10 protein-coding genes are annotated in these 9,835 nt (G+C 64.8%); 6 read left to right on the top strand and 4 right to left on the bottom strand.

Annotated elements, in window-relative coordinates; all coding sequences use genetic code 11:
- Both WBQ44_RS06415 and WBQ44_RS06410 read left to right on the top strand, forming a co-directional pair.
- A partial coding sequence (locus tag WBQ44_RS06415) for a cation:proton antiporter domain-containing protein (RefSeq protein WP_495565890.1) occupies window positions 1-679 on the top strand: 679 nt, incomplete at its 5' end.
- An 82-nt stretch (window positions 680-761) separates the two neighbouring features.
- Window positions 762-2,468: a SulP family inorganic anion transporter gene (locus tag WBQ44_RS06410; RefSeq protein ID WP_495565889.1), complete on the top strand. Its 1,707-nt coding sequence runs from the start codon at window positions 762-764 to the stop codon at window positions 2,466-2,468.
- A 354-nt stretch (window positions 2,469-2,822) separates the two neighbouring features.
- Here the strand turns inward: WBQ44_RS06410 and WBQ44_RS06405 are convergent, their stop codons facing one another.
- Window positions 2,823-3,182, bottom strand: a complete 360-nt coding sequence (locus WBQ44_RS06405) for a hypothetical protein (RefSeq protein WP_495565888.1) — start codon at window positions 3,180-3,182, stop codon at window positions 2,823-2,825.
- A 36-nt stretch (window positions 3,183-3,218) separates the two neighbouring features.
- On the bottom strand, window positions 3,219-4,679 hold the full coding sequence (locus WBQ44_RS06400) for an HNH endonuclease signature motif containing protein (protein ID WP_495565887.1): 1,461 nt from the start codon (window positions 4,677-4,679) through the stop codon (window positions 3,219-3,221).
- Between WBQ44_RS06400 and WBQ44_RS06395 the strand changes: the two genes are divergently transcribed.
- Window positions 4,670-5,566, top strand: coding sequence for a TolB family protein (locus tag WBQ44_RS06395; protein ID WP_495565886.1), 897 nt, complete (start codon window positions 4,670-4,672; stop codon window positions 5,564-5,566). The two genes, WBQ44_RS06400 and WBQ44_RS06395, sit on opposite strands and share 10 nt — an antisense overlap.
- A 33-nt stretch (window positions 5,567-5,599) precedes the next feature.
- Here WBQ44_RS06395 and WBQ44_RS06390 read toward each other — a convergent pair whose 3' ends face one another.
- Window positions 5,600-6,439 (bottom strand): alpha/beta hydrolase, encoded by an 840-nt coding sequence (locus WBQ44_RS06390; protein ID WP_495565885.1) that lies wholly within the window; start codon window positions 6,437-6,439, stop codon window positions 5,600-5,602.
- 262 nt (window positions 6,440-6,701) lie between these two features.
- Here WBQ44_RS06390 and WBQ44_RS06385 point away from each other — a divergent pair, with 262 nt between their 5' ends.
- From WBQ44_RS06385 to WBQ44_RS06375, 3 genes are all read left to right on the top strand, one after another.
- Complete coding sequence (locus WBQ44_RS06385) at window positions 6,702-7,547, top strand: alpha/beta hydrolase (RefSeq protein ID WP_495565884.1); 846 nt, start codon at window positions 6,702-6,704, stop codon at window positions 7,545-7,547.
- A 180-nt stretch (window positions 7,548-7,727) separates the two neighbouring features.
- Window positions 7,728-8,693 (top strand): helix-turn-helix domain-containing protein, encoded by a 966-nt coding sequence (locus WBQ44_RS06380; RefSeq protein WP_495565883.1) that lies wholly within the window; start codon window positions 7,728-7,730, stop codon window positions 8,691-8,693.
- Entirely contained in the window at window positions 8,647-9,594 is a 948-nt protein-coding gene (locus WBQ44_RS06375; RefSeq protein WP_495565882.1) for a helix-turn-helix transcriptional regulator, read from the top strand. The genes WBQ44_RS06380 and WBQ44_RS06375 overlap by 47 nt, the downstream gene beginning before the upstream one ends.
- Here WBQ44_RS06375 and WBQ44_RS06370 read toward each other — a convergent pair.
- Window positions 9,530-9,835, bottom strand: a 306-nt coding sequence (locus tag WBQ44_RS06370; protein WP_495565881.1) for a hypothetical protein, incomplete at its 5' end; no start/stop codon positions are given. The genes WBQ44_RS06375 and WBQ44_RS06370 overlap by 65 nt on opposite strands.

Here is a 9,835-nt window from a genome sequence, read left to right as displayed (position 1 = left end):
CCGCCTGGTCGGTGAGCAGATCGGGTACGGGGCCGCGGCCGGTGTCGGCGCCGGCGCGGTCGCGGCAGCGATCCTGGTTTTCGCCAGCCGACTGAAGACAATCGAACCGCTCTGGGCGCAGATCGTTCCCGTAGCTGCCGCCGCCCTCGCGTACACGATCGCAGTCCCCATCGGTGGTTCGGGCTTCATCGCGGCATTCGTTGGCGGACTTGCGTTCGGAGCGATCCGAAAGCGAGTAGGCGGGGAGATCTCCCACCTCATCGAGGAACTCGGCGATCTCTTCAACGCCATCACATTCATCGTCTTCGGAGCGGTGCTTCTCTCACTCGCGCTCGGTCACCTGACGTGGCAGATAGTTCTTTATTCGGTCCTCAGTCTGACAGTCGTGCGGATGGTGCCAGTGACCCTCTCACTCTTCGGCCTGCATGCGCGCACACCCACCATCGCATTCATCGGATGGTTCGGTCCACGCGGACTCGCCACCATCGTCTTCGCGATTCTGATCCTCGAAGAACACAATGACCTTCCCAACCAGGAGCTCATCCTGACTACAGCAGCCACCACAATCGCACTGTCCATCCTGGCTCACGGAATCACCGCGCCGCCGCTCGCCGAGCGCTACTCCGCGTGGCTTCACCATCATCCTCACTCCGGCAACCGTCCGGTCGAACACCAGTGAACAGAGTCCGTGAGGTGAGAACCCAGCGATCAGAAGAAGACGCCGGAACACGGCCACACTTGCGGGCACCGTGCGGAAACCGATGAGGGTGCGACCAATCGGGTCCGAGGTGCGAGGGTGGATCGGAGCGCGCCTGCCCGAGAGGCGCCACCTCAAAGCCGACCTGGTCGCCGGGCTGCCCGGGGCGATTGCGAGCGTTCCCGACGGTATGGCGTCAGGACTGCTGGCCGGGGTCAGCCCGATCCACGGCCTGTACGCCAGCATGGTCGGCCCCGTGTTCGGGGGGATGCAGACCAGCACAAAACTGATGGTGATCACAACGACCAGCGCGTCCGCGCTGGCCGCCGGCTCGGCACTGTCCGAGGTGCCCGAAGTGGACAAGTCGGCGGCGCTGGTCCTGCTCACCGTGCTGGCTGGGGCGATCATGATCGCCGCCGCTCTCCTGCGGCTCGGCCGGTACACCCGCTTCGTGTCACATTCGGTGATGACCGGGTTCCTCACCGGGATCGCCGTCAACATCGTCTTCGGGCAACTTCCGGACTTCGCCGGCGCGGATGCCGAGGGAGCGTTCTCCGCCGCGAAAGCACTCGACGTCGTCACCAACCCGACCAAAATGGATCTGCCGTCGTTGATGATCGGTGTGGCTGCGCTGCTCCTGCTTACCGTTCTGGCCTACACAAGGCTGGCACTGTTCGGGTCGCTGATCGCCCTGCTGATACCGACCCTCATCGTCATCGTGTTCGGCCTCGACAGCGTGGAATCCGTCGCGGGTATCGGAACCATCCCCACCGGACTTCCGGTACCCCAACTTCCCGACCTCGGGCTGCTCTCCCCAGGCCTGATCGGGGGCGCAGCCGCGGTCGCCGCAATCGTCTTGGTGCAGGCCGCGGGCGTCGCCGAGGCTGCACCCAACCTCGACGGTACGCGATCGGCATCCAATCAGGACTTCGCCGCGCAGGGCCTCGGCAACGCCGCGTCTGGGCTGTTCGGTGGGATGCCCGTCGGCGGTTCGGTCGGGCAAACTGCGCTCAACACCGCCGCCGGTGGTAAAACACGTTGGGCCGCAATTTTTTCCGGATTCTGGATGGCAGTAATTCTCGTCGCGTTCTCGTCGCTGGTGGGGAAGGTGCCGATGCCGACATTGGCGGCGGTGCTGATCGCCGCCGCGGTCGGGTCGATCCGTCCCTCCCGGGTGGCGGCCATCCTCCGAAGTGGACCCAGTTCGGCTGTCGCGTTGATCACCACGTTCGCCGCCACACTGCTGCTTCCGGTCACGGCCGCGGTCGGGATCGGGGTGGTGCTCTCGTTGCTGCTGCAGCTCAATCAGGAGGCTGTGGACCTCAAAGTGGTGCGCCTCGTTCCCAGGCCGCACGGGAGGTTCGTGGAGGCTGCGGCGCCGAAGCAGTTGCACGATCACGAGATCGTGGTCCTCGATGTGTACGGCAGCCTCTTCTACGCCGGCGCCCGCACCCTGCAGGTCCGCCTTCCCGACCCGGCCGGGGCGCAATCACCCGAGGTGATTCTCCGACTGCGCGGTCGCACGACACTGGGAGCCACATTCTTCGCCGTCATCGGAAACTACGCCGAACGCCTGGGCGCGGTCGGCGGCAAACTCTACCTCAGCGGGCTGAGCCGAGAAGTGACCGAGTACTGGGACCACGACAGGCTGGCAAGCCAAGGAATCGAGCTGGGCATGTTCGCGGCCACCGACACCGTCGGTGAATCCACGCAGCACGCATTCATCGACGCTCAAAAACGGCAAGTTCGCACCCGCCGACAGACGACGTAACCCACGACGTGACCCACGACGTAGACCCGGTCCACCGTCGGCGGCGCTCAGAGACCCGGCGGCACCAAAACGGGCGTCGTCGCGCGGCGTCGATCGCCGCGGGTCTCAGGAGCAGTCGGCGATATCATCGGCGGGGACATGGACTTCACTGCGGCCGGAGGCCGAGAGCTGTTGTCCCGCTGTGACAGCACGGTTCTAGTGGCGGTCGTGACCAAGACCGAGGGGTGACGCGGAACTCCCGCTGGCGGCACACACAGCATTGCGATGTAGCGACCCGATCGATGTATTGCGAAACTGCGGGCACCGACCGGGCGATGTCGGATAATCTCGTCGGCGATCCCGGGTGCCACTACTTCAACTGTGACGCATCTCGACGACGGTCGACCCCAGCGGGGGCACGATGGCGAAGCTCCGGTCACCCGGGTCGAAAACCGCGGCCAGTCGTGCCAGTACACCTGCGTCACCGGTCAGTGCGGTACCTGCGTTCGCAAGCCCCTCGGCCGACAACCCGCGGGGGCCGGCGCCGGAAGCGCGCTTCGTGGTTGTCAGTGGTGTAATTCGGAACCAGAATCCGTCACCACGACGCTGATGGACAACTGCCCGTTCCACACGCAGGCCGTCGATCTGAATCGCGATCGCATCGAACAACTTCGACCGCGTCCGACGGCCGATGACATCAGAGGCGGCGGGCATTGTTCGTCGACCGTTGCTCATCCGCCGCTGGTGAATGGCTCGCCATGTTTGCATGTCTCACCCGGCGCGCCTCCGACGACGGTGGTAGCTGAGCAACGGTCTTCGTTCGGGGTCCACTCCCGAGGGAGGGATGACCCGGGGGTGTCCGTCGTCTCCGAGTGCGATGTCCCAGCCCCGGTAGTGGATGTCGTTGTGGCAGTCACCGCAGACGAGGGCGAGGTTGGTGAGGTCCGTCGGTCCGCCTCGTTCCCAGAAGACGATGTGGTGCGCTTCGCAGAACTGTGCTGCGCGTCCGCATTTGATGCAGCAGCGGTCGCGGATGCGCAGCGCTGCACGCTGTTCGGCGGTGGCCAACCGGACGGTGCGACCCATGGCCAGTGGGACTCCGTGTTCGTCGACGATGACCGGGTCGAGGTTCGCGTCGCAGGAGAGCAGCCGCGCGAGGCTGTGGCTGATCGGGCCGGTCCACGAGAGGTAGAACGGCCAGTCCCGCGCGTCGGCGTCCGAGTTCGGGCTACCGGCCGGGCCGCCCGCGAGTAGATCTCGGAGTCTGACGACGACGTTCACGTTCGCGGGAGGCGTCGCCGAGGCAGGGCCCGTCCGGGAGCGCTCGTCGAGTATGCGCTCCAGTGCGTCGGCGTTCCGCTTGGTTGCGCTGCGCGGGTCGCGGGTCCCGTCGGCTGCAGGTGTGGGTCGGGAGTACTGCCACACAGCGGCTCGAAGTTTTTCGGCCAACACCGCGTCGAGGTCGGCACGGACGATCCTGCGCCCGTTGGCCTGTACGTAGATCTCGAAGCTGTTGAGCTCCGGGTTTTCTGACACCGGGATGGGGGGAGGGCCGATCGGCGGTTCCGGTGGTGCGGGAGGCTGAAGACTCACGTCGTCGGGCGCCACATCGTCTGTCTCGTCTTTGTCATTTTGGCGTTGTTCTTGTTGGGCCCTGTCGAAGCGTGCGCGTGCTTGCTGGGCGAACGCGTGAGCCAGTTCCTGTGCCCGTGCCTTCACCTCGTGTGATGTCTTCTCGAATGCGGCGGCCAGTAGGTCGGCAACGGCGTCGGCGAGTTGTTCGGTGGTAAGCGTGCCATCGGCGGTCCTGATGTGGTGGAAACCGTCGTAGATTTCCTTCACATGGACGGAATGGATGTCGCCGCCGGCGAGGGCGTCGAGGACCGTCGGCCATCCGGTGAGCCAGTCGGCGGTCTTGAACTGGCGGGCTGCGTTGCCGGCAGTGACGCGCGTACCGGAGGCGAGCCACTGTGCAGGCGTCGAATGATGGCCCTTCAGGTTGAGTCCGCGCCGGGAGAACTGCGCCAGCAGGCGGTATTTGTTTGCTGCAAGCGCGTTTTCGGTGCCGACGATGTCGACGATTCCGGAGATGACCTCCTGATCGGTGAGCGCGTCGGCGCTTCGCAAGTCCCCCAACTTGTCCATGTCGAGGAAGCTACGCCGGCGCACCGACAAGAACGCGAAGCAGCCCGCAGAGACCCCCAATCTGCCATGATGCTGCGATGCGCTCATCCAGGTTGCTGACCGTGCTCGTCGCCACCACCCTCGTGACCGCGTGTGGCGCCGACCGCGCGGACGCCGAACTACCGGCCCCGGCCCCGGAAGTGGTGGCGTTCGACGACGGGTGGGGTCAGATCTTCGTGATGGGTGTCGACGGTAGTGATCTGCGCCAGGTCAATCCGCCGGTTGCCAAGGATATGTCCGACGGTAACTACAGCACCGACGCCGCGGTGTCGCCGGACGGATCGAAGGTGGCGTACACGCGAGGCCGGTCGATCGATGTGGTCGAGCTCGAATCCGGTGAGACGACAACGGTATACGAGGGTGGCTATCAGCCCGTGTTCTCACCCGACGGCTCGATGCTCGCAGTTACCGATGGCAGCAACATCAGCGTCATGAACGCCGACGGTTCCGATGTTCGGGTCCTCGCCCGCGACGAAGGCGGGTCGCAGATGACGTTCTCACCCGACGGCTCGATGCTGGTCTACAACGTGAGCGGGTATCTCGTCGAGACGCCGGTGGCCGGTGGCGCGTCGAGAGTGGTTCTCCGAGATCAGTTCTGGAACGCCGACCCTGCATACTCTCCTGACGGTTCGACGCTGGTGTTTTCCAGCAACAGGGGCGGCAACAACGGATCGGAAATCTATGCTATGCCCGCCGGCGGCGGCGACATCACGCCGCTCACCGACACGTACTCCGTGCATCCGGAGTTCAGCGGCGACGGCACGAGCATCTTCTACACGCGGGCGACGACGGAAACCGGCGTGCCGGTCAAGGACGTAACCGGTCCGACCCGTGCGGAGGTGGCGTCGATGAACGCCGACGGCTCCGACGAGAAGAGGGTGACACCGCCGTCGCTCATCGCCCAGAACCCCAGCGTCGGCGGCGGGGGAGCCTGACGAATATCGCGTTGCGACTGCGGACTTCGCCGGCTAACCACCCGTGTGCGCTGCAGCGACGATGACAACGGTGACGTCGGCGGGGTGAGAGACGAGGGAGGCGTGGCTCGAGTCGATTTCGGTGATGTTGCCAGCGGCGGCGCGTGAGGCCATGAACCGTTGCAGCGAGGCGGGGATGACCCTGTCCTGCTGCGATACGAGGTACCAACTCGGAACGGTGCGCCACGACGGTGCGCCGGACGGTTCGAGGTTGGCCACCAACGCGGCGGACTTCTGGTGGGCGAACATGTCGGCCGCGACGGAAGGACCCACATCCTGGGCGAAGGTGTCGTGGAAGTACGGCTCCGCGATGAAACCGTCGACGTTCTTGCCTGCGATGCCGGTGCCCGTGGGGTCGTCTACGGCGGTCAGTTGCAGAGCCGGTGGCAACAGCCGGCTGCCGGGAAAGGTGATCGGGTTGAGCAGTCCTTGAACCAACTCACCCTGATCCGGTGCAAACGCGGCGACGAACACGTTGGCCACGACATCGGGGTCGTATGTGTTGGTGATGACGGCGCCGCCGTACGAATGTCCCACGAGCACAATCGGACCCGCGATCGTGTCGAGCTGTCTCTGCAGCTGGTTCGCGTCGTATCGGGGTCCGCGGAGTGGATTGTCGAAGGTCTGCACGGGATAGCCCTGCGCGGTCAGCTGCGTTGTGACGTCGCGCCACCCGGTCGAGTCTGCGAACGCGCCGTGGACCAGCACGACCGTGGGCTCCTCGGCTGCCTGCGCGGATGCGACACCGGACATACCGACAGCCACGAAGGCGAGGACGGCGACGATGTATCGGGCTACCCGCGAGGGAACCCCGACGAAATTTGTTGGTGACATGACAACCGTTCCCTTCTCGGATTTCGACAGTGTCACCGTAGGTGGGGGAGTCCGGCGAGATGCCAAGGTGCGCGCACACAAGTGTTCTCACAGCGCCAGGTTCACTCGGCGCGCACAGTACACAACCGTGCATGCGCGGGCAGGTCGTTGGTGCAGAGGGGTCCTACATTCTTCTTCCAAGGGCGTATGTCACTGCGCCACAATGCTCGCCGATATATACAGTGCTCGCCGATAGGCACGGCGCGAAGGAGATGGCATCGCTATGACACGTTCGACTGCACCGGACACCATCGTGCTCGTCCACGGACTCTGGGTCACGCCGCGGAGTTGGGAAAACTGGGTCACGCACTACGAGGCGAGGGGCTACCGCGTTCTCACACCCGCGTACCCGGGATTCGAGATCGAAGTCGAGGCCCTTCGCGAGAACCCCGACGTGATCGCGAACCTGACGGTGCCCGCCACCGTCGACCATCTGGCTCGGATCATCGGCGATCTGCCGTCCCCGCCGATCATCATGGGCCACTCGTTCGGCGGAGTCATCACGCAACTTCTGCTCGATCGAGGTTTGGGGGCCGCCGCCGTCGCGATCAATTCCGCACCGACCGAAGGGGTGCGGGTGCAGCCTCCGTCGCAGGCCAGGGCATTGCTGCCCATTCTGAAGCGGCTGTCCAACCGTCGCAAAGCGGCCGGCTTCACCCAGAAGCAATTTCACTACGCGTTCACCAACACTCTCGACGACGAGAGTGCACTCGCGGCCTACGACCGGTATGCCATTGCAGCCCCGGGGTCGTGGGTGTGGAAGTACGGAGTGTTTGCCAACTGGACTCCCGGGCATCAGGAAACCTGGGTCGACTACACGCGCGACCGGGCACCGTTGTTGTTCATCGCGGGCGGTGCCGACCACATCATGCCGCCGGCCGTGAACAAGTCGAATGCGCACAAGTACAAGAAGTCGCCTGCGGTCACCGACTACTACGAGTTCCCCGGTCGGTCGCACTGGACGTGCGCCGAGCCTGGTTGGGAGGAGGTGGCGGATTACGCACTGGACTGGGCCGTCGAGAACAGCGCGGCCCGGGATTCGAGCGCATCGCTGCATCGCATCGACTGATCCCCGCACGGTTCTGTACTCACAGCGTCGACACGCTGCCGCACGGGCTGCACCAGCGTACTCTTCGTCCTACCACTCGCGCGTCCGTAGGAGTCGACATGGCTGTGGTCTCGAAATTGCCGCCGTTGGTGGCCGTCAACCTGCTGGCATGCCCACTCGCCGCCGCTGGGTGAGCGGGCCGTGGCAGTCATCTACCAGGCTTCCGGTCTACCCGTCGGTGAGCGACGAGACGCGCTGCACGCTGCGTTCGACGGGCAGACCTGGCCCCTTTCCGTGGGCGTGGACAATGCGGACGACGTGGATCATTACATGCAGGCGTGGGAGTTCGGACCTGCCAGCATCTGGCAAGCAAACCTTACAAACCTGTCACTGGACCGCACCGAGAAACACGTTCGCACCGGTCCAGCGGACATGTTCTGTGTGGCCAGGCAAACGTCGGGTGCGGGCATTCACGACCAGTTCGACAGCCGGTACACCGTCGGGACCGGTCATTTGATGCTCGTCGACATGAATCAGCCCTACCGGTACCTCTACGACGGGCCGGCGGCTTCGCAGGCCCTGTACGTACCGATCGAAGCGCTGAACCTGCCCCGCCGGGTGGTGAAGGAAGCGGCGACGCGTCTGCCGGCCAGTCCGGTGTACGAGCTGCTCAGCACCCACATCAACGAACTGACCTCCGCCGGGGACTCCATAGCCGGAACGGAAGCGGCTCGCACACTGGGTGAGTCGAGTGTCGAGTTGGCACGGACGTTGATCGCCTCGGCGTTCGACGGGGACTACGCGCGCGGCATGATGGCCGAGGTTCTGCTGCCCCGGATCAAGGGCTACATCCGTCGGCATCTCGCCGACAGGGATCTGACGCCCGACACCATTGCCCGCGCCCACGACATTTCCACCCGAAAGCTGTTTCGCCTGTGCGGGGAAGACGATTTCAGTCTCGAGCAGTGGGTCATCACCCACCGCCTCGAGGGCTGCCGCGGCGAGTTGGCCCGCGCGGAGTGCCGTCACCTGCCGATCGCCCTCATCGCACGTCGGTGGGGCTTCGGCAATCCGTCGTACTTTGCACGTCGTTTTCGCGCCGCGTACGGCATGAGTCCTCGTGCGTGGCGGTACTGTTCGGCCTCTGACGGACATCGTCGTGTGTGACGGCGTCGCCCCTCATGTCGTCGCGTCCGAGACGCATCACGGCATGGGCAGCAGGTCGGTCGATCAGTGGCAGCTGGGTGACGGCGTGTGGTTGATGCGGGCGCAGTATCGCGCCCTCGCCGTGCGCAATCCGCAGACCAGGCCGGCCGCACGCGCGGGGCGGTTGATATCGATGGCTGTACTCGAGCCGGGAGACTGGTCGTTGACCGTCGAAGGCCTTCCCGTCGAGAAGAAATCGGATCAGCCGACGCTCGTACTCGTCGACCAGTCGCGTGCGTTCGACTTTCGCGGACACACGAGCGGGTCCGCGGTGGTAGTGCACGCCACCCACGAACGGTTGACGATGTCCATCGAGACCGTGCACCACGGTATCGCGAGGCTAGGTTCCGAACTGCCTCTGTATTCGCTGTTGGCCAACCATATTCGGCAATTGGGAGCGATCGCCGAGAGTGCAGAGAACATGCTGCCCGATCTAACCGTGTCGACCTTGCCGCTCATGCGCTCGTTGATACTCAGTGCCGCCGATGCATCGCCGCACCCTGAACCGTCGCGGGTGCTTGTCGAGGCCATCGAGCGCTACATCGAACGGAATCTCGACGACCCGGGGCTCTCGGCCGGAACCATTGCGGCAGCGCACACGATGTCGACGCGGCAGCTCTACAAGGTATGGCCGGCAGTCAACGGCTCGCTTGCCGGGTTCATCAAGAGGGCCCGCCTCGAACGTGCTCGCGGCGCGCTGCTCTCCGATCCCGACGTCTCCATCGCTACCGTCGCCCGCCGTCACGGCTTCCCGCACGCAACGCACTTCACCCGGTGCTTCCGACGGACATACGGCGTCAGTCCGTCGCAGTGGCGTCGCCCCGAAACATCCGGCCGGACACCGGTCGTCCGAGCACCATGATGAGCACCGGCCACAAACCCAGGGCCGGCGCTGACAGAGCAACGATCAACGCGACGAGGATGAGCCCCAGCGGTATGGCCCGTATCCATAGCTTCCTACGCGATAACGAACCTCCGACCCGAAATCCCGCGCGGCTGAGGATGATTTCTTCGGCGTGTGTCATGAGCATGGTGAACGCGACCGCACCGAGGTACAGCGCTATCGAAGTCTTGTCACCCGCACCCGCCGAGACATAAAGAAC

This window comes from Rhodococcus sp. (in: high G+C Gram-positive bacteria), assembly GCF_049591685.1.
In the GTDB taxonomy this organism is placed as follows: Bacteria; Actinomycetota; Actinomycetes; order Mycobacteriales; family Mycobacteriaceae; genus Rhodococcoides.
Note: the sequence above shows the minus strand (reverse complement) of the source record. Positions and strands in the feature narration are given on the sequence as shown.

What these genes read in the sequence shown, in the direction of transcription:
- WBQ44_RS06395 (WP_495565886.1), top strand. Translation starts at nt 4,670, where the DNA reads ATGCGCTCATCCAGGTTGCTGACCGTGCTCGTCGCCACCACCCTCGTG.
- WBQ44_RS06405 (WP_495565888.1), bottom strand. Translation starts at nt 3,182, where the DNA reads ATGAGCAACGGTCGACGAACAATGCCCGCCGCCTCTGATGTCATCGGC.
- WBQ44_RS06385 (WP_495565884.1), top strand. Translation starts at nt 6,702, where the DNA reads ATGACACGTTCGACTGCACCGGACACCATCGTGCTCGTCCACGGACTC.
- WBQ44_RS06410 (WP_495565889.1), top strand. Translation starts at nt 762, where the DNA reads ATGAGGGTGCGACCAATCGGGTCCGAGGTGCGAGGGTGGATCGGAGCG.
- WBQ44_RS06400 (WP_495565887.1), bottom strand. Translation starts at nt 4,679, where the DNA reads ATGAGCGCATCGCAGCATCATGGCAGATTGGGGGTCTCTGCGGGCTGC.
- WBQ44_RS06390 (WP_495565885.1), bottom strand. Translation starts at nt 6,439, where the DNA reads ATGTCACCAACAAATTTCGTCGGGGTTCCCTCGCGGGTAGCCCGATAC.